Raw genomic sequence first — 18,017 nt, forward strand, 5'->3', positions numbered from 1 at the left:
ACAGGACTGGACTGCGCAACACCGCAACCTAGAGGGCTGGTTCATCTGCTGTGGCAAGGGGCATTCTGCACCCCCTGCCTGGTCACTCAAATCTCTACCTGCGTTCCTAACTCGATCACCCGGTTGAGCGGCAGGTTGAAGAACCTGAGGTTGCCGTTGGCGTTCTTGAGCAGGAACGCGAACAGGTTGCCACGCCAGCGCGACATGCCCTCCAGCCTGGAGGCGATGACTGTCTCGCGGCTGAGGAAGTACGTGGTGCGCATGGGCGTGAAATCCAGGTCGTCCAGGTGGCACAGCTTCAACGCTGCCGGCACGTCAGGCTCGTCCATGAAGCCAAAGTGCAGCACCACCCTGAAGAAACCGTCGCCGTAAGCCTCCACTTCGAAACGCTCCTGCTCCGGCACCCGCGGCCGGTCCTCGCTGAGTACGGTCAGCAGCACCACCTGGCTGTGCAGCACCTGGTTGTGCAACATGTTGTGCAACAGCGCATGGGGCACCGCGTCGGACCGGGCCGTGAGAAACACCGCAGTGCCCTCTACCCGGTGTGGCGGCTGGATGCGGATGCTGCTGATGAACAGCGGCAGCGGCAGCGCGCCTTCGTCTATGCGCTCCACCAGGATCTGCTTGCCGCGCTTCCAGGTACTCATCAGCAGGAACAGCACGCCACCGGCCAATACCGGGAAGGCGCCGCCCTGTACGATCTTCGGCACGTTGGCAGCAAAGAACAGCCCGTCGACCAGCAGGAACCCCACCAGGATCGGCACGGCCAGCATCGGCGGCCACTTCCACAGCAACAGCATCACCGCAGACACCAGGATGGTGGTCATCAGCATGGTCCCGGTCACAGCCACCCCGTAAGCCGCCGCCAGTGCCCCTGATGACTCGAAGCCGATCACCAGCAGCACCACCCCTACCATCAACGTCCAGTTGACGGCGGCAATGTAGATTTGCCCCTGCTCGTCACTGGAGGTGTGCTGAATGTGCATGCGCGGGATGTAACCCAGCTGGATGGCCTGGCGGGTGAGGGAGAACGCCCCCGAGATCACCGCCTGGGAGGCGATGACGGTGGCCAGCGTCGACAGGCCGACCAGCGGCAGCAGGGTCCAGCCCGGCGCCAGCAGGTAGAACGGGTTACGCGCTGCTTCCGGGTTCTGCAGCAGCATCGCACCCTGGCCGAAATAATTGAGCACCAGCGCAGGCAGCACCAAGGCGAACCAGGCCCGGGCGATGGGCTTGCGACCGAAGTGGCCCATGTCGGCATACAGCGCCTCGGCACCGGTCAGGGCCAGCACCACAGCCCCCAGAATGGCCACGCCCATGCCTGGGTGGACGACGAAGAAGTTCACAGCCCAGCCCGGGTTGAAGGCCTTGAGCACTTCGGGTGTTTGCAGAATGCCGTGCACGCCAAGGGCAGCCAGCACCAGGAACCAGGTGACCATCACCGGGCCGAAGAGCTTGCCGATTTTCTCGGTACCGTGTTTTTGCACCAGAAACAGCGCCACCAGCACCACCAGCGAAATGGGCACCACCCAGTGGTCGATGCCATCGAACGCCAGGCCCATGCCCTCTACCGCAGACAGCACCGACACGGCCGGGGTGATCATGCTGTCGCCGTAGAACAGCGACGCGCCGATCAGCCCGCATATCACCATCAGCGTGCGCAACCGCGGGTAGGCCGCCGTGGCCCGCCGCGCCAGTGCAGTCAGCGCCATGGTGCCGCCCTCGCCCTGGTTGTCTGCGCGCAGGATGAACATCACGTACTTGAACGACACCACCCATAACAGCGACCAGAGGATCAACGACAGGATCCCCAACACACCTTCATGGTTGACCGGCACCCCATAGCCGCCGGTAAAGACTTCCTTGAGGGTATACAACGGGCTGGTGCCGATATCGCCATAAACCACCCCGACCGCCGCCACCAGCAGGCCCAGCGACCGTGTCGCGCCCTGCTTACCTGCGTGCCCGCCCTCGGCGTGACTGCTTGCCTGAACCATCGACCACTCCCGCAGACGGCCTTCAAGGCCCTTGTTGTTCACTTCCACGCAGGCCACCCGCAGCGGCCTGACGCAACGGCGCGAAGCATAGCGCAGCGTTCGTCGTATTTCTGCTGGTCAAGCGACCTTGTGCTCGCTAGAATTGCGCACTTTTTGATCAGAGGCGCCGAAAGCGCCCGTCAAGCTCGCCCCCGATTCCGGCCGGGCGACCTGCATTCAATACCGAGGTTAGTCATGTCCACCACGCCCGCCACCCCCAAGGTAGGTTTCGTAAGCCTGGGTTGCCCCAAAGCCCTGGTCGATTCCGAGCGCATCCTGACGCAGCTGCGCATGGAAGGCTACGAAGTCGTGCCCACTTATGAAGATGCCGACGTGGTGGTGGTCAACACCTGCGGCTTCATCGACAGCGCCAAGGCCGAGTCGCTGGAAGTGATTGGCGAAGCGATCAAGGAAAACGGCAAGGTCATCGTCACCGGCTGCATGGGTGTCGAGGAAGGCAGTATCCGTGACGTGCACCCCAGCGTGCTGTCGGTGACCGGCCCGCAGCAGTACGAGCAGGTGGTCAATGCCGTGCACGAAGTGGTGCCGCCGCGCCAGGATCACAACCCGCTGATCGACCTGGTGCCGCCACAGGGCGTGAAGCTCACCCCGCGCCACTACGCTTACCTCAAGATTTCCGAGGGCTGCAACCACAGCTGCAGCTTCTGCATCATCCCGTCCATGCGCGGCAAGCTGGTCAGCCGTCCGGTGGGTGAGGTGCTGAGCGAGGCCGAGCGCCTGGTAAAGGCCGGTGTGAAGGAGATCCTGGTGATTTCCCAGGACACCAGCGCCTACGGCGTGGACGTCAAGTACAAGACCGACTTCTGGAACGGCCGCCCGGTCAAGACCCGCATGCTCGAACTGTGCGAGGCACTGAGCAGCCTAGGGGCCTGGGTTCGCCTGCATTACGTGTACCCATACCCGAACGTTGACGATGTGATCCCGCTGATGGCGGCCGGCAAGATCCTGCCGTACCTGGACATCCCGTTCCAGCATGCCAGCCCCAAGGTGCTCAAGGCGATGAAGCGCCCGGCGTTCGAGGACCGCACCCTCGCCCGCATCAAGCAATGGCGCGAGCAATGCCCGGAGCTGGTAATCCGTTCCACGTTCATCGTCGGTTTCCCGGGCGAAACCGAAGAAGACTTCCAGTACCTGCTGGATTGGTTGACCGAAGCCCAGCTCGACCGCGTGGGCTGCTTCCAGTATTCGCCGGTGGAAGGCGCGCCTGCCAACGACCTGGGCCTTGCCGAGGTGCCGGATGACATCAAGCAGGACCGTTGGGACCGCTTCATGGCTCACCAGCAAGCCATCAGTACCGCCCGCCTGCAACTGCGTATCGGCAAGGAAATCGACGTGCTGATCGATGAAGTGGAAGAGCAGGGCTCGGTTGGCCGCAGCTTCTTCGATGCACCTGAAATCGACGGCAGCGTGTTCATCGATGGCGACCATGGCTTCAAGCCGGGCGACAAGGTGCGCTGCCGGGTAGTAGATGCCGACGAGTACGACATGTGGGCCGAGCCGATCTGACCATGAGCCAGCTCCCAACCCTCGAGACGCCACATCTCAGCGATTACCCGGAGCTGGTGCAGGTTTGGGAAGATGCGGTGCGCGCAACTCACGACTTCCTGCCCGAGGGCTACATCCTGCTGCTGCGCGACAAGATCTTGCGCCAGTACCTGGACGCCGTGATGCTGGTGTGCTGCCGGGCGCCAAACGGCAGTATCCAGGGTTTTATCGGGGTGGCCCAAGGCCGCGTGGACATGCTGTTCGTGGCCCCTGCCTGGCATGGTCACGGGGTGGGCAAGCGGTTGCTGCGTCACGCCGTCAGCGTGCTGAATGCCCAGACGCTGGACGTCAACGAGCAGAACCCCAAGGCTTTGGGCTTCTACCTGCACGAAGGGTTCGAAGTGACCGGCCGCTCGCCAACCGATGGCCTGGGCCAGCCCTACCCGTTGCTGCACATGCGTTTGCGCAAAACGGTGTGATTGCCACAGATTCCCGCCCCTCAACCGCGCGGGAAGGTACAATGCAGGCTCTTTTTGCCTTTGCGAACCGCCGTCATGTCCGAACCCACCCGCCTGTCCAAACGCCTTGTCGAGCAGCTTGGCTGTTCTCGTCGCGAGGCCGAGCTGTATATAGAGGGGGGCTGGGTGACGGTCGACGGTGTGGTGGTCGAACAACCGCAGTTCAAGGTTGAACAGCAAAGCGTCGCCCTCCTGCCTGGCGCCCGTGCCGAAACACTGGAGCCGGTTACCCTGCTGCTGAACCAGCCTGCCGGCCAGGATACCGAAAGCGCACGCGCAAGCATGGGCATGGGCAGCCTGAGCGAGGCCCACCGTGAAGGCGTGCGTGCCCTGCACGGCCACTTTGCCCGCCAGGCCTGTGTAGCGCCGCTTGAACCCGGTGCCAGCGGCTTGCAGGTGTTCACCCAGGATTGGCGGGTAACCCGCAAGATCAATGCCGACCTGCGCCGCCTGGAGCAGGAATTCGTCGTCCAGGTGCGCGGTGAAGCCAGCCCGCAGGCATTGGAACGCCTGGCGCGGGGCGTCATGCGTAATGACCGTGAATTGCCCAAGGCCAAGGCCAGCTGGCAGAACGAAACCCATCTGCGCCTGGTGCTGAAAAACCCTCAACCTGGGCAAATCTCCGAGCTGTGCGCCTATCTGCGCCTTGAGCTGCTGGGCATGCGCCGCATCCGCCTGGGGGGTGTGTCCATGGGCAAGCTGCCGCTTGGCCAATGGCGCTACGTGGCGGCAACCGAACGCTTCTAAGCAACACGCCGCGCTGGTGCGCGGCACCTGAACAGGATTCTGCAGCAATGAACCACAACGACGTCCTGCGCAGCCTGCGCTACATGCTCAAGGTGAACGACGCCAAGATGGCCGAAATCGTCGGGCTATCCGGCCTCGACGTGCATCCCCTGGTGCTGGCGACCTACGTGAAAAAAGAGGAAGAAGAAGGCTTCGTGCGTTGCCCTGAACGGGTAATGGCGCACTTTCTCGACGGCCTGGTCATCTACCGCCGCGGTAAGGATGACAGCCGGCCAGCGCAGCCAATCGAGCTGCCGGTTACCAACAACCTCATCCTCAAGAAACTGCGGGTAGCCTTCGAGCTCAAGGAAGACGACCTGCACGCCATCCTCAAGTCAGTGGACTTCCCCGTCAGCAAACCCGAGCTGAGCGCGCTGTTCCGCAAGGTTGGCCACGAGAACTACCGTGCCTGCGGCGACCAGCTGCTGCGCAACTTCCTCAAGGGCCTTACCCAGCGCGTGCGCGGCTGAATGACCATGCAGCATACGGTAAGCCCGGTCGGCATCGTGCGCTCCTGCTTCAAGGAAAAGTTCGCCATACCGCGCCAGCCGCAGTTGGCACCGGCTGCACGGGGGGTGCTGGAGCTGCTGCCGCCGTTCGATCAGGGTGAGGCTGTAGACGGCCTGGAACAGGTCAGCCACGTCTGGTTGCTGTTTCTGTTCCACCAGGCCCTTGAAGAAAAGCCGCGGCTGAAAGTGCGGCCCCCGCGCCTGGGCGGCAACACGAGCATGGGGGTGTTTGCCACCCGTGCCACCCACCGGCCCAACGGTATCGGCCAGTCGGTGGTCCGCCTCGAGGGTGTCGAGCCGGGGCGTTTGCTGCTTTCGGGCATTGACCTGCTCGATGGTACCCCGGTGCTGGATATAAAACCCTATGTGCCTTACGCCGACACCATTGCCGATGCCCATAACCAGATGGCCAGCCAGCCACCTGTAGCGATTGCCGTGCAGTGGGGCGACGCTGCCCTGGTGCAAGCTCGCGAACATACCCTGCGCCTGGGGCAACCCGTGGTAGACCTCATTGAGCAATGCCTGGCCCAAGATCCACGGCCTGCCTACCAGGTGCCAACGCCGGAGCGGGTATACGGGGTGAAGTTCTGGGACGTGCAGGTGCGCTGGCATTACCCGCAAGCGCAGGTTATTCGGGTGCTGGAGGTGGTGCTGGCCTGATTCGGGCCAACCTGCAAGCGCACACCGAGGGTAAATAAGCAGGCATGAAAAAGGCGACTTCACAGTCGCCTTTTTCGTTTCGCTAGCCCGAGATCAGCGAGCAGGGCCTTCAGCGACACCCAGGTCGTCGGTAGGACGGGTATCGATCAGCGGGCCGCCGCCGGAGGCCAGCTCCGAAGCCAGCTTGTCGTTGTCCATTTCCTTGACCCACTTGGCAACCACCACGGTGGCCACGGCGTTGCCGACCAGGTTGGTCAGTGCACGCGCTTCGGACATGAAGCGGTCGATGCCGAGGATCAGGGCCAGGCCGGCAACCGGCAGGTGGCCAACAGCGGACAGCGTAGCCGCCAGTACGATGAAGCCCGAACCGGTCACGCCAGCAGCACCCTTGGACGCGACCAGCAGCACCAGCAGCAGGGTGATCTGGTGGGTGATGTCCATCGGGGTGTCGGTGGCCTGGGCAATGAACACGGCCGCCATGGTCAGGTAGATCGAGGTGCCGTCCAGGTTGAACGAGTAGCCGGTAGGGATCACCAGGCCAACCACCGATTTCTTCGCACCCAGGCGCTCCATCTTGGCCAGCATGCGCGGCAGGGCCGATTCCGACGAGGAAGTACCCAGCACGATCAGCAGTTCTTCACGGATGTAGCGGATCAGCTTGAGGACGCTGAAACCATGGGCGCGGCAGATGCCGCCCAGTACCACCAGCACGAACAGCAGGCAGGTGACGTAGAAGCACGCCATCAGGTAGCCCAGTTGCACCAGCGAGCCCACGCCGTACTGGCCGATGGTGAACGCCATGGCGCCCATGGCGCCGATCGGGGCCAGCTTCATGATCATGTTGATGATGTTGAACATGACATGGGCGAAGCGGTCGATCATGTCCAGCAGCGGCTTGCCGTAGCTGCCCAGGCGGTGCAAGGCGAAGCCGAACAGCACCGAGAACATCAGCACCTGCAGGATATCGCCGTTGGCGAAGGCGCCGACCACAGTGTTGGGAATGACGTTGAGCAGGAAGCCGACGGTGGTCTGCTGCGCGCCGGCGGCGGCATAGGCGGCCACACTGCTGGCGTTCAGGGTGCTGACGTCGATGTGCATGCCAGCGCCTGGCTTGACCACGTTGACGACGACGAGGCCGATGAGCAGGGCGACGGTAGAGACGATTTCGAAATACAGCAGCGCGTAGCCGCCGGTCTTGCCGACCGACTTCATGCTCTGCATGCCGGCGATGCCGCTGACCACGGTGCAGAAGATGATCGGGGCGATAACCATCTTGATCAGTTTGACGAAGCCATCACCCAGCGGTTTGAGGGCGACGCCTGTTTCTGGGTAGAAGTGGCCGAGCAGAATACCGATGGTGATGGCGACCAACACCTGGACATACAGGGATTTGTACAGCGGCTGACGTGTCGTCATGGCTAAATTTCCTCGAGTGCGCCGGTTCACCCTTCCCAGGGTGGTGCGGCACCTGAATCGCTAACCCTCCTGCACATGGAGGGATTTGTCGTTGTGTTCGAGCTGCCTTGGCAGGCCTCTGCCGATATCGATAGCAAAGGTGGTGCCAAAATGCCCACGATAGGTGCAATGGCAGTATTTACGGGCATTTCGTGCCCAACGACGGGGCGACACTGCAGAGGATATGGCGGGTTTCCGCCCGCTGGCGGAATTTGTACACCGGCGATGGCGGAAATCCGCCTTGCGCCGGGTGGTAAAGGCCTATTCCAAATTGAAGGTGATTCTGAAGGCGGCGCCGCCCAGTACCGAGTCACCCAGACTGAGCCGGGCGTCGTAGCTGTCGACGATGTCCTTGACCACTGCCAGGCCAATGCCCTGCCCCGGGTGCTGGCTGTCCAACCGCTCCCCGCGCTCCAGGATGCGCTGGCGCTGATCGGCAGGCACCCCTGGCCCGTCATCTTCGATGCACAGCGTAAGCTGGCCTGGCACCTTGGCCCAACTGACGTTCACCTGGCCCAGGCTGAGGCGATACGCGTTCTCCAGCAGGTTGCCCAGCAGTTCCAGCAGGGCCCCTTGCTCCATCGGCACACAGGCCTGTTCCGGCACGTCCAGCGTCACGTCCACGTTTTTGTCCCGGTAGACTTTGGCCAAGGTGCTGCACAGGCTGTCGAGCAGTGGCCGCAACACTACGCTGTGCCGCACCAGGCCACTTTTGCGCAGGCTGGCACGTTGCAACTGGTAGTCGATCTGCTGGCTCATACGCTCGATCTGGCTCTGCAGGATGCGCGACTGCTCACGCTCGCCGCTGCGCTGCTGCAAGCTCTCGCCTACCCCTTGCAACACCGCAAGGGGTGTTTTCAGGCTATGAGCCAGGTCGTCCAGCGAGTGCCTGTAGCGTTGGCGCTGTTCACGCTCGCTGCGCAGCAGACGGTTCAATGAGCCGGTGAGGCGCAGCAGCTCCCTGGGGTGATCGCCGCTGAGGCCTTCCCGCGCGCCAGACTCCAGGTCGTCCAGTTCGTGGCTGAGGCGCCGCAACGAGCGCAGGCCCCAGGTCAGGCCGGCCCATAGCAGCACCAGCAGCGCCAGCAGGGCAGCGCCGAAACCGAGGTAGAGTTTTTCCCGCAGGCCATCGAGGGTGTGTTGATACTCACGCACCGGCTGCAGGGCAACGATGCTGTAGGCCGCGCTCTGGCCGCCCAGCAGTTTGACCTCGACGTCGTAGACAAAGAATTCCTCGCCAGAGGCCTGGCGGATACGGGCGAACTCGTTACCACGGCCATCGTAGCGGGGGGTGTAGTTGACGTTTTGCGCAGCCGTGGCGCGGGACTGCCAGACCAGCTTGCCCTGGCGGTCGAAGATATAACCCAGCAGCCCCGTGTACGGCAGGTTATAGCGTTCGTCGGGCAGCAGCTCTGGCATCTGCAGCTGGCCGTGCTCGATGCGGGCGGCAGAAATGAGGGTGGTGATGTCCGAGGCCAGGCGCTGTTCGATGGACTCCTCGAGCGCCAGGCTGAACGCCTTCTGCAAGGCCGGGAGCAGCGCCAGCATGAACAGCAGCGCCAGCAGTGTGGCGGCCAGCATCAGGCGTACCCGGAGGGAGCGGATCACCGGCAGCGCTCGGTGAACAGGTAGCCCAGCCCGCGTACGGTGTCGATGGGCTTGAAGCCCTGTTCGCCTTCGAGCTTGCGCCGCAGGCGGCCGATCAGCACTTCGATGACATTGGGGTCACGCTCCTCGTCACCTGGGTACAACTGCTCCATCAGGCGGTCCTTGGCCACCACTTGCTGGTGATGGCGCATGAGGTACTCGAGGATGCGGTATTCGTAGGCGGTCAACGCCAGCGGTTGCTCACCCAGGGCTGCCTGCTTGCGGTTGAGGTCCAACACCAGCGGCCCGGCAGCGATGGTCGACTGGGTGAACCCGCTGGAGCGGCGCAACAATGCATTCAGCCTGGCCTCCAGTTCCTCGAACTGGAACGGCTTGACCAGGTAGTCGTCGGCACCCGCGGCCAGGCCCTCCACCTTGTCCTGCCAATTGCCACGGGCGGTGAGGATGAGGATGGGGAAAACCTTGCCTTGGCCGCGCAAGCGCGAAATGAGCTCCAGCCCGCTGATACCGGGGAGCCCCAGGTCAATGATGGCTAGGTCAAAATGGTACTGCTCGGCCTGGTACAACGCCTCTTCGGCATTGGCAACCGCTTCAACCACGTGGCCGCTTTCGCCCAGGCGGGTGTTGAGGTGATGGCGAAGCAGCGCTTCGTCCTCGACCACCAGCAGTTTCATGTGCAGCTCCTTATGGCTTTGCCTGTACAGGCCCAATCGCTGAGGTGACAGCGATTGGGCCTGTACAGGATAACGCGGCTTGGGTCTCAGAACTTGTAGGAAGCCGCCAGATACGTTTGTGCGCTGCTGGTCAGGCGCAGCACACCGGCCTTGGGTGCACCGTGGGCGCTGTACTCGGTGGATGCATTGCTGCGCAGGTAGCGGTAGCCCAGCTCGACCGAAGCCTTGTCGGTCAGCTCCTGGATCACGCCCGCCTGCAGGCCGTAGGCATAACCGTAGTCGCTGTCACGGCTGGCACCTGGCGAATTCTGGGTCAGCTTGGTGATGCCCACGCTGCCACCGCCAAACAGCTTGGTGGTATCGCCGATTGGCAGGAAGGCATCGTAACTGCCCAGCAGGTTCTGCTGGCGCAGCTTGAAGCCGCTGTGGTCACCGGAAACGGTGTCGTAGGTCATGTAGTAGCGGCCTTGGTCGTTGATCTGGCCCAGACGCACACCCCAGGTATCGTCCTTGCCGATGATGCCGTCGGCATTGAGGTTGTCGGTGTTGCGTTGCAGCAGGCCCGATTTGCGAACTTTGTCGCTGGTCTGGCCGTAGGTCAGGCTGGCGAAGGTGTCATCGGCGGCCTGGGCGCTGGTCATGCCAGCGGCGCAGACGGCCATGGCGGCAAGCAGGGAATTGAAGGTTTTCATGGCAAGTAGCTCCTGTTTGAGTGCGCTGCTTTGGTGTGGAGGCTAGAGTAAGCAAGGCACACTGAACCGCGACTGAACCCACGCTGAACCCTGGCTGAACGAACCGAATGCGAACAAGGAGTACTACCCATGCGTGCCCTGCTGGCCCTGACCCTGATGTGCAGCGCCGCCCTCGCCCAAGCGGCGGTCCAAACCCGCGAAATCCCCTACCAGGATGCCAATGGCGATCGGCTGGTCGGCTATTACGCTTACGATGACGCCGTTACTGGCAAGCGCCCCGGCATTGTCGTGGTGCACGAGTGGTGGGGGCTGAACGACTACGCCAAGCGCCGTGCCCGCGACCTGGCAGCGCTGGGCTACAACGCGCTGGCCATCGACATGTATGGCGATGGCAAACACACCGAACACCCTCAGGACGCCCAGGCCTTCATGGCCGAAGCCATGAAGGACCCTGCCGCAGCCGCCGGGCGTTTCGATGCCGGCCTCGAGCTGCTCAAGATGCAGCCCAACACCAACAAACACGAACTGGGCGCCGTTGGTTACTGCTTCGGCGGCAAGGTAGTGCTGGACGCCGCACGCCGCGGCGAGAAGCTTGACGGCGTGGTGAGCTTCCATGGTGCGCTGGTCACCGACACACCGGCCAAGCCAGGCGTGGTACGGGCCGCGATCCTGGTGGAGCACGGTGGCGCAGACAGCATGGTCACCCCGCAGCAGGTAGACGCGTTCAAGGCCGAAATGGACGCGGCGAAGGTGGACTACAGGTTCGTCACCCTCGAAGGCGCCAAGCACGGGTTCACCAACCCGGACGCAGACAGGCTGAGCCATGGCGGGCACGGTGGCCCGGACATCGGCTATAACAAGAAAGCGGACGAGCGCTCGTGGGCCGACATGCAGGCTTTCTTCAAGAAGGTACTCAAATAGCTACGGCCTCCCATGGCATCTGCGCAGCTGGCACAATAGGCCCATGAACACATTGCCCGCCTGTTGCGCCCCCCTTCAGCACCACTGGCCCCTGCCCCGCCCGCTACCCGGGGCGGTCCTGGTCAGTTGCGCGTTCGACCCCGCCCGCCTGGGCCCCGACGACTTCCACCGCGCGGGTGTGGTCCCCAGTGCCAGCCTGCAACGCTCGGTTGCCAAGCGCCAGGCGGAGTACCTGGCCGGCCGGGTGTGCGCGCGGGCCGCTCTGCAGCGCCTGGACGGCCGCGATCATGTGCCGGCCACCCACGAAGACCGTTCGCCTGTATGGCCTGCTGGCATTCGCGGCTCGATTACCCATGGCAAAGGCTGGGCAGCGGCCGTGGTAGCGGCCCAAGCCAACTGCCAGGGCCTGGGGCTGGATCAGGAAGCGTTGCTGGACGACGAGCGCGCCGAACGGCTGATGGGCGAGATCCTGACCCCGATGGAGCTGGAGCGGCTGGACCGCAGCAAGCTGGGCATGACGGTGACCCTGACCTTCTCCCTCAAGGAAAGCCTGTTCAAGACCCTCTACCCGCTGACCGGCCAACGCTTCTACTTCGAGCACGCCGAGCTGCTGGACTGGTCCGCTGACGGTTTGGCCCGCCTGCGCCTGCTGACCGACCTTTCACCCCAGTGGCGGCATGGCGCCGTGCTGCAGGGCCAGTTCTGCCTGCAGGCGGGCCACTTACTGAGCCTGGTCAGCGCCTGAGCACTACTGCAGTGCTTGCCGTGGCGGCCAGGCCAGGCTGAAACAGGCCCCGCCAAGCCTGGCGCTGCGGCTTACCGTAGCGCGGCCTGTATGCCAGTGAATGATGCGCCGCACGATCGACAGGCCCAGGCCGTGCCCACCGGAAGCGCGGGTGCGGCTGTCATCGACCCGGGTAAAGGGTGTGAAAATGCGCTCCCAGTAGCTTTCAGGCACGCCAGGGCCGTCATCTTCCACATCGATGCGGCATAGCTGGGGCCCCAGCTGGTAGCTCAAACACACTTCGCTTTCGGCATGGCGCAAGGCATTGCTGACCAGGTTTTGCACGGCCCTATGCAGGTAACGCGGCTCGGCCTCGACCCAGGCGCCATCAGCGGCGGTGCTGTCACAATCACCCCGCAGCACCCTGACACCGGGGCGTAGCGGCGCCAGCTCGTCGATTACCCGGGTGAGCAGCGCATCCAGGTCCACTGGCTGAAACCGCAGGGCAGGTGCGCCCTGCTCCAGCCGGGCGTACGTCAGCATTTCATCGACCAGTTCGTCGAGGTCCTGAATATCGCCATCCATGCCGGCCAGGTGTTTGGCACGGGCCTGCTCGGTAGCGGCGGCTTCGACCATTTCCAAGCCAAAACGCAGGCGTGCCACGGGGGTGCGCAGTTCATGGGACACCGCCCGCACCAGTTCACGCTGCATGGTCAACGAACGCTGCAGGTGTTCGGCCATACCGTTGAACGCCTGGGCCAGGCGCCCTACCGAGTCGGCGTCCCCTGCAGGCACGCGCGTATCCAGGCTGCCGTGCGCGATGCGCGCTGCGGCGCTTTCCAGCCCGGAAACACGGCGTTCAAGCTGGCGCACCAGCAAGTACACGACAAGCCCGATCAGGCTCAGGCCCAGCAGTGCGATCAGCACCAGCAGTTGCGGCGGGTACGGGTTGAGCTGGTAGAGCGGGCCAATTTCCAGCACCCAGGGCGAGCCTGCCAACCCGGCGAATACCCGAATCGAGTCACCGTCCCGGCCCAGCGCCATGACCGTGTCACCCTCCTCCACGCGGCGTCGCTGGTCATCGTCCAGGCTCGCCCGCTCGATGCGCTGCAACGCAACGCCAAAGCCGAACCCCTTGTCCTGCTTGAGCTGTTCGAGGCGCTGCTGTTGTTCCGTCACCGGGTAGCGCACCAGTTCGTCGGCCAGCAGGTACAGGGTGGCGCGTGCCAACTGCTCGCTGACCTGCTTCACCTGCGCCACCAGCAACAGGTCCTGCTGGCCCACCCTGCGCAATATCCTGGCCGCATGCGCGCCGGTTTTCTCCACCACCACCAGTCCGCGATACAAGCGCGCACGCTGTGCGCCGTCCAGGCTTACGGCCGCCATGGGTTGCACGGCCAGCGGCACCCCCATCAGGCGCTCCCACATCAGGAGCGAGCGCTTGCGTTCGGTGTCGTTCTGCTGGGCGAGGTTGTCGGCCATCAGGCTAAAGGTACCCTGGGCCAGGCCCTCACGGTGCTGGGCGGCACGCACCTCGTTGACCAGATGCAGGCTGAGCACCCCAAGCAGCGCCACCAGCACCAGCACGGCCAGCATGCCGCCATAGATACGCAGAAAAATCGAGTTGCTCATGGCGCCTCGCCGACGAACAGGTAGCCCTTGTTGCGCAGCGTCTTTATCAGACGCGGCTGGAGGGGGTCATCGCCTATCCGCGGGCGGATTCTGGAAATGCGTATATCGATGGAACGGTCCTGGCCGTCATAGGCAACGCCGCGCAGCGCGGTGAAGATCTGCTCGCGTGTCAGCACCTTGCCGGCGTTGCTGGCCAACAGCCAGAGCAAGTCGAATTCGGCACCGGTCAGCTCGATCAACTGCTCGCCCAGCCGGGCTTCACGCAGGCGGTTATCGATGTGCAGCGCACCGAAGGCCAAGGCATGGCCCTGGGGCCGCTCGGTGCGGCGCAGCAGCGCCTGTATGCGCGCCAGCAGCAAACGCGGCCGCACCGGCTTGCACACATAGTCGTCGGCCCCAAGGTCCAGGCCCTGCACCTGATCGAGCTCATCGCTACGCGCCGTCAGCATCAGAATGGGGCCAAGGTATTGGCTGCGCACGCGCCGGCAGATACTCATGCCGTCTTCACCGGGCAGCATCAGGTCGAGCACGACCAGGTCGGGCTGGCTGTCGATGATGAGCCGTGCGGCCCGGCCGCCATCCCCCTCGACGGTGACAGCACAGCCGTTCGCCTGCAGGTACTCGGCGGTCAGCTCGGCCAGCCGCGGGTCGTCTTCGACGATGAGGATACGTGCGCAGCGGTTGTCCATGGCAGGCGCCTTGTGAAGGGTATTCGCCGGGTCATAGTACGGTTGGCGGGGTACGCCGCCAAGCCATGGCCGGCACGTTGGATAACGCAGCTTTTGTGACAAGGATCACGCCGGCGCAAATCTGCCCAATGGCAGTTCAGGGCTGAAAAGGACTCCAAACCAGTGGCCACAAGGCCTACAGCGAATACTCAGGATTCACTCACAAAGTACACACAACTTATCCACAGCAGCTCGCCTTGCAAACACCCCAATACCGCATTATCTTGTATCCCGAACGCAGCGAACCACTAGATATAGGGGTTCGTGCAAAATCACACCTAAAAGTCAACCCGCAAAATCAAGCGATTTTTCGGCTGAACTTCACGTGATTTCAGCAGCCAAACCGCTCCTGCGGAGGCGACCGAGGCAAGCCCTTCCAGGGCCTTGTTCGGGCACGGGTGCAACAGGCCAGGCCTGCCACCTGTGAGCAACAGTTTTTGGGCCCAGCCCAGAACCTTTGACTTCGGCCAGGGAGCGGCGAGCCATTGCCCTAATTCCTGAGTCTGTCCCGAAGTCGGTACGCCCGCGCGGGCGGATGCGTTCGTTTTGCGCATCCCCCAGGGCAATCGAGCAAGTGGACGGAACGGTGGGCGCCCAGAAGGCGCCTGATCAATATAGAAACTGTGGAGACACCCACCCATGCAAACCGACACGACTCGCGAGAACCCGCAGGCCAAGGCCCCGCAGGTTGCCGATTCCAACCAGGATCTGGCCGCCACTGCACCTGGCCAACTGCGCGTGATCAAGCGTAACGGTACCGTCGTCGCCTACACCGACGACAAGATCACCGTGGCCATCACCAAGGCGTTCCTCGCAGTTGAAGGCGGCACCGCCGCCGCCTCGTCGCGCATTCACGACACCGTCGCGCGCCTGACCGAGCAGGTCACCGCCACGTTCAAGCGCCGCATGCCATCGGGTGGCACCATTCACATCGAGGAAATCCAGGACCAGGTCGAACTGGCCCTGATGCGCGCAGGCGAGCAGAAAGTCGCCCGCGACTACGTGATCTACCGCGACCAGCGCGCCAAGGAGCGCGCTACCCGCGCCAACGTCGAAAGCGTGATCGAGGCGCACCCGACCATTCGCATCACCCTGGCTGACGGCAGCAAGGCCCCGCTGGACATGGCGCGCCTGAACACCATCATCAGCGAAGCCTGCGAAGGCCTGGCCGAGGTCGACGGCGACCTGATCCAGCGCGAAACCCTGAAAAACCTGTACGACGGCGTGGCCCTCAAGGACGTCAACACCGCCCTGGTGATGACCGCCCGTACCCTGGTCGAGCGTGAGCCGAACTATTCGTTCGTTACCGCCCGCCTGCTGATGGACACCCTGCGCGCCGAAGGCCTGGGCTTCCTGAACGTGGCCGACAGCGCCACCCACCACGAAATGGCCGACCTGTACGCCAAGGCCCTGCCGGCCTACGTGGCCAAGGGTGTGGAGTTCGAGCTGCTGGACCCGGCCCTCAAAGGTTACGACCTGGAGCGCCTGGGCAAGGCCATCGACCACGAGCGTGACCAGCAATTCACCTACCTGGGCCTGCAGACCCTGTACGACCGCTACTTCATCCACAAGGATGGCGTACGCTTCGAGCTGCCTCAGGTGTTCTTCATGCGTGTGGCCATGGGCCTGGCGCTGGAAGAGAAGGACAAGGAAGCCCGCGCGATCGAGTTCTACAACCTGTTGTCGTCCTTCGACTACATGGCCTCGACGCCTACCCTGTTCAACGCCGGCACCCTACGCCCGCAGCTGTCCAGCTGCTACCTGACCACCGTGCCGGATGACCTGTCGGGCATCTACCACGCGATCCACGACAACGCCATGCTGTCCAAATTCGCCGGTGGCCTGGGCAACGACTGGACCCCGGTGCGTGCACTGGGCTCCTACATCAAGGGCACCAACGGCAAGTCCCAGGGCGTCGTACCCTTCCTGAAAGTGGTCAACGACACCGCCGTTGCAGTGAACCAGGGCGGCAAGCGCAAGGGCGCGGTATGTGCCTACCTGGAAACCTGGCACCTGGACATCGAAGAGTTCATCGAGCTGCGCAAGAACACCGGTGATGACCGCCGTCGTACCCACGACATGAACACCGCCAACTGGATCCCGGACCTGTTCATGAAGCGCGTCTTCGATGACGGCAAGTGGACCCTGTTCTCGCCTTCGGAAGTGCCAGACCTGCACGACCTGACCGGCAAGGCCTTCGAAGAGCGTTACGAGTACTACGAAGCCCTGACCGAGTACAACAAGATCAAGGTGTTCAAGACCATCCAGGCCAAAGACCTGTGGCGCAAGATGCTGTCGATGCTGTTCGAAACCGGCCATCCGTGGCTGACTTTCAAAGACCCTTGCAACCTGCGCTCGCCGCAGCAGCACGTGGGCGTGGTACACAGCTCCAACCTGTGCACAGAGATCACCTTGAACACCAACAAGGACGAGATCGCCGTCTGCAACCTGGGCTCGATCAACCTGCCGAACCACATCACCGACGGCAAGCTGGACACCGCCAAGCTGCAACGCACCGTGAACACGGCTGTGCGCATGCTCGACAACGTCATCGACATCAACTACTACTCGGTGCCGCAAGCGCGCAACTCCAACTTCAAGCACCGCCCAGTCGGCCTGGGCATCATGGGCTTCCAGGATGCGCTGTACCTGCAGCACATTCCGTACGGCTCGGATGCTGCCGTCGAGTTTGCCGACAAGTCGATGGAAGCGGTCAGCTACTTCGCCATCCAGGCCTCCTGTGACCTGGCCGACGAGCGCGGCGCCTACGAGACGTTCCAGGGTTCGCTGTGGTCCAAGGGCATTCTGCCGCTGGATTCGCAACAGATCCTGATCGAAGCCCGTGGCCAGAAGTACATCGACGTCAACCTGGAAGAAACCCTGGATTGGGCGCCGGTGCGCGAACGCGTGCAAAAAGGTATTCGTAACTCGAACATCATGGCCATCGCGCCGACCGCGACCATCGCCAACATCACTGGCGTATCGCAGTCCATCGAGCCGACCTACCAGAACCTGTACGTGAAGTCGAACCTGTCGGGCGAGTTCACCGTGATCAACCCGTACCTGGTGCGCGACCTGAAAGCCCGCGGCCTGTGGGATGCGGTCATGATCAACGACCTGAAGTACTACGACGGTTCGGTGCAGCAGATCGAGCGTATCCCGCAAGAGCTGAAAGACCTGTACGCCACCGCCTTCGAAGTCGAGACCAAGTGGATCGTCGATGCCGCCTCCCGTCGCCAGAAGTGGATCGACCAGGCCCAGTCGCTGAACCTGTACATCGCCGGCGCTTCGGGCAAGAAGCTGGACGTGACCTACCGCATGGCCTGGTACCGTGGTCTGAAAACCACCTACTACCTCCGTGCCCTGGCCGCGACCAGCACCGAGAAGTCGACCATCAACACCGGCAAGCTCAACGCCGTGTCCAGCGGTGGCGACAGCGCCCCTGCCCAGGCCGCCGGCCCGGCACCTGTGCCAAAAGCCTGCGCGATCGACGAGCCGGACTGCGAAGCCTGCCAGTAAGGCTTGGCTGAGGCTTCCCCTGGGAAGCCTCTTTTCCGTGTAGCCACAC

Annotated in this window: 15 protein-coding genes; 8 read left to right on the plus strand and 7 right to left on the minus strand. The window is 63.3% G+C overall.

Annotated features, from left to right (window positions below; genetic code table 11):
- Positions 1 to 86 precede the first annotated feature (86 nt).
- The gene (locus PPA02S_RS19805; RefSeq protein ID WP_028634586.1) at positions 87 to 1,997 is read right to left on the minus strand and encodes a potassium transporter Kup; all 1,911 of its coding nucleotides are present in this window, start codon (positions 1,995 to 1,997) and stop codon (positions 87 to 89) included.
- 234 nt (positions 1,998 to 2,231) lie between these two features.
- On the opposite strand from PPA02S_RS19805, the gene rimO reads away from it, so the two are divergent.
- From rimO to tsaA, 5 genes are all read left to right on the plus strand, one after another.
- Positions 2,232 to 3,563 carry a 30S ribosomal protein S12 methylthiotransferase RimO gene (gene rimO, locus PPA02S_RS19810; protein WP_028634585.1) on the plus strand — a complete coding sequence of 444 codons (1,332 nt, stop codon included), beginning with the start codon at positions 2,232 to 2,234 and terminating at the stop codon, positions 3,561 to 3,563.
- A gap of 2 nt (positions 3,564 to 3,565) precedes the next feature.
- Entirely contained in the window at positions 3,566 to 4,021 is a 456-nt protein-coding gene (locus tag PPA02S_RS19815; RefSeq protein WP_028634584.1) for a GNAT family N-acetyltransferase, read from the plus strand.
- Between the two features lie 75 nt (positions 4,022 to 4,096).
- Entirely contained in the window at positions 4,097 to 4,807 is a 711-nt protein-coding gene (locus PPA02S_RS19820; protein ID WP_028634583.1) for an rRNA pseudouridine synthase, read from the plus strand.
- A gap of 47 nt (positions 4,808 to 4,854) precedes the next feature.
- The gene (locus PPA02S_RS19825; protein ID WP_028634582.1) at positions 4,855 to 5,316 is read left to right on the plus strand and encodes a YehS family protein; all 462 of its coding nucleotides are present in this window, start codon (positions 4,855 to 4,857) and stop codon (positions 5,314 to 5,316) included.
- A gap of 6 nt (positions 5,317 to 5,322) precedes the next feature.
- Positions 5,323 to 6,015, plus strand: a complete 693-nt coding sequence (gene tsaA, locus PPA02S_RS19830; RefSeq protein ID WP_028634581.1) for a tRNA (N6-threonylcarbamoyladenosine(37)-N6)-methyltransferase TrmO — start codon at positions 5,323 to 5,325, stop codon at positions 6,013 to 6,015.
- 93 nt (positions 6,016 to 6,108) lie between these two features.
- On the opposite strand, the gene PPA02S_RS19835 is transcribed toward tsaA, so the two are convergent.
- The 4 genes from PPA02S_RS19835 to PPA02S_RS19850 all read right to left on the minus strand — a co-directional run bounded on the left by PPA02S_RS19835 (position 6,109) and on the right by PPA02S_RS19850 (position 10,444).
- Positions 6,109 to 7,431 carry a dicarboxylate/amino acid:cation symporter gene (locus PPA02S_RS19835; protein ID WP_028634580.1) on the minus strand — a complete coding sequence of 441 codons (1,323 nt, stop codon included), beginning with the start codon at positions 7,429 to 7,431 and terminating at the stop codon, positions 6,109 to 6,111.
- A 300-nt stretch (positions 7,432 to 7,731) separates the two neighbouring features.
- On the minus strand, positions 7,732 to 9,078 hold the full coding sequence (locus PPA02S_RS19840) for an ATP-binding protein (RefSeq protein WP_028634579.1): 1,347 nt from the start codon (positions 9,076 to 9,078) through the stop codon (positions 7,732 to 7,734).
- The gene (locus tag PPA02S_RS19845; protein WP_028634578.1) at positions 9,075 to 9,752 is read right to left on the minus strand and encodes a response regulator; all 678 of its coding nucleotides are present in this window, start codon (positions 9,750 to 9,752) and stop codon (positions 9,075 to 9,077) included. Before PPA02S_RS19845 ends, PPA02S_RS19840 begins: the two co-directional genes overlap by 4 nt.
- 86 nt (positions 9,753 to 9,838) lie before the next feature.
- A complete protein-coding gene (locus PPA02S_RS19850; protein ID WP_028634577.1) occupies positions 9,839 to 10,444 on the minus strand; it encodes a putative outer membrane beta-barrel protein in 606 nt (201 codons plus the stop codon).
- A 129-nt stretch (positions 10,445 to 10,573) separates the two neighbouring features.
- Here PPA02S_RS19850 and PPA02S_RS19855 point away from each other — a divergent pair, with 129 nt between their 5' ends.
- Entirely contained in the window at positions 10,574 to 11,365 is a 792-nt protein-coding gene (locus tag PPA02S_RS19855) for a dienelactone hydrolase family protein (protein ID WP_028634576.1), read from the plus strand.
- Positions 11,366 to 11,408: 43 nt separating this feature from the next.
- Positions 11,409 to 12,110: a 4'-phosphopantetheinyl transferase family protein gene (locus PPA02S_RS19860; RefSeq protein WP_028634575.1), complete on the plus strand. Its 702-nt coding sequence runs from the start codon at positions 11,409 to 11,411 to the stop codon at positions 12,108 to 12,110.
- Positions 12,111 to 12,113: 3 nt separating this feature from the next.
- On the opposite strand, the gene PPA02S_RS19865 is transcribed toward PPA02S_RS19860, so the two are convergent.
- Together PPA02S_RS19865 and PPA02S_RS19870 are read right to left on the minus strand one after the other, a co-directional pair.
- Positions 12,114 to 13,721: an ATP-binding protein gene (locus PPA02S_RS19865; RefSeq protein WP_028634574.1), complete on the minus strand. Its 1,608-nt coding sequence runs from the start codon at positions 13,719 to 13,721 to the stop codon at positions 12,114 to 12,116.
- Positions 13,718 to 14,410 (minus strand): response regulator, encoded by a 693-nt coding sequence (locus PPA02S_RS19870; protein ID WP_028634573.1) that lies wholly within the window; start codon positions 14,408 to 14,410, stop codon positions 13,718 to 13,720. The genes PPA02S_RS19865 and PPA02S_RS19870 overlap by 4 nt, the downstream gene beginning before the upstream one ends.
- Before the next feature lie 678 nt (positions 14,411 to 15,088).
- Here PPA02S_RS19870 and PPA02S_RS19875 point away from each other — a divergent pair.
- Entirely contained in the window at positions 15,089 to 17,968 is a 2,880-nt protein-coding gene (locus PPA02S_RS19875) for a ribonucleoside-diphosphate reductase subunit alpha (protein ID WP_028634572.1), read from the plus strand.
- The last annotated feature ends 49 nt before the right edge of the window (positions 17,969 to 18,017 follow it).

This window comes from Pseudomonas parafulva NBRC 16636 = DSM 17004 (assembly GCF_000730645.1).
Classification (GTDB): Bacteria; Pseudomonadota; Gammaproteobacteria; order Pseudomonadales; family Pseudomonadaceae; genus Aquipseudomonas; species Aquipseudomonas parafulva.

Excerpts from the sequence above, each read along its gene's own strand:
- PPA02S_RS19805 (WP_028634586.1), bottom strand. The coding sequence starts at position 1,997 with ATGGTTCAGGCAAGCAGTCACGCCGAGGGCGGGCACGCAGGTAAGCAG.
- rimO (WP_028634585.1), top strand. The coding sequence starts at position 2,232 with ATGTCCACCACGCCCGCCACCCCCAAGGTAGGTTTCGTAAGCCTGGGT.
- PPA02S_RS19815 (WP_028634584.1), top strand. The coding sequence starts at position 3,566 with ATGAGCCAGCTCCCAACCCTCGAGACGCCACATCTCAGCGATTACCCG.
- PPA02S_RS19820 (WP_028634583.1), top strand. The coding sequence starts at position 4,097 with ATGTCCGAACCCACCCGCCTGTCCAAACGCCTTGTCGAGCAGCTTGGC.
- PPA02S_RS19825 (WP_028634582.1), top strand. The coding sequence starts at position 4,855 with ATGAACCACAACGACGTCCTGCGCAGCCTGCGCTACATGCTCAAGGTG.
- tsaA (WP_028634581.1), top strand. The coding sequence starts at position 5,323 with ATGCAGCATACGGTAAGCCCGGTCGGCATCGTGCGCTCCTGCTTCAAG.
- PPA02S_RS19835 (WP_028634580.1), bottom strand. The coding sequence starts at position 7,431 with ATGACGACACGTCAGCCGCTGTACAAATCCCTGTATGTCCAGGTGTTG.
- PPA02S_RS19845 (WP_028634578.1), bottom strand. The coding sequence starts at position 9,752 with ATGAAACTGCTGGTGGTCGAGGACGAAGCGCTGCTTCGCCATCACCTC.
- PPA02S_RS19850 (WP_028634577.1), bottom strand. The coding sequence starts at position 10,444 with ATGAAAACCTTCAATTCCCTGCTTGCCGCCATGGCCGTCTGCGCCGCT.
- PPA02S_RS19855 (WP_028634576.1), top strand. The coding sequence starts at position 10,574 with ATGCGTGCCCTGCTGGCCCTGACCCTGATGTGCAGCGCCGCCCTCGCC.
- PPA02S_RS19860 (WP_028634575.1), top strand. The coding sequence starts at position 11,409 with ATGAACACATTGCCCGCCTGTTGCGCCCCCCTTCAGCACCACTGGCCC.
- PPA02S_RS19865 (WP_028634574.1), bottom strand. The coding sequence starts at position 13,721 with ATGAGCAACTCGATTTTTCTGCGTATCTATGGCGGCATGCTGGCCGTG.
- PPA02S_RS19870 (WP_028634573.1), bottom strand. The coding sequence starts at position 14,410 with ATGGACAACCGCTGCGCACGTATCCTCATCGTCGAAGACGACCCGCGG.
- PPA02S_RS19875 (WP_028634572.1), top strand. The coding sequence starts at position 15,089 with ATGCAAACCGACACGACTCGCGAGAACCCGCAGGCCAAGGCCCCGCAG.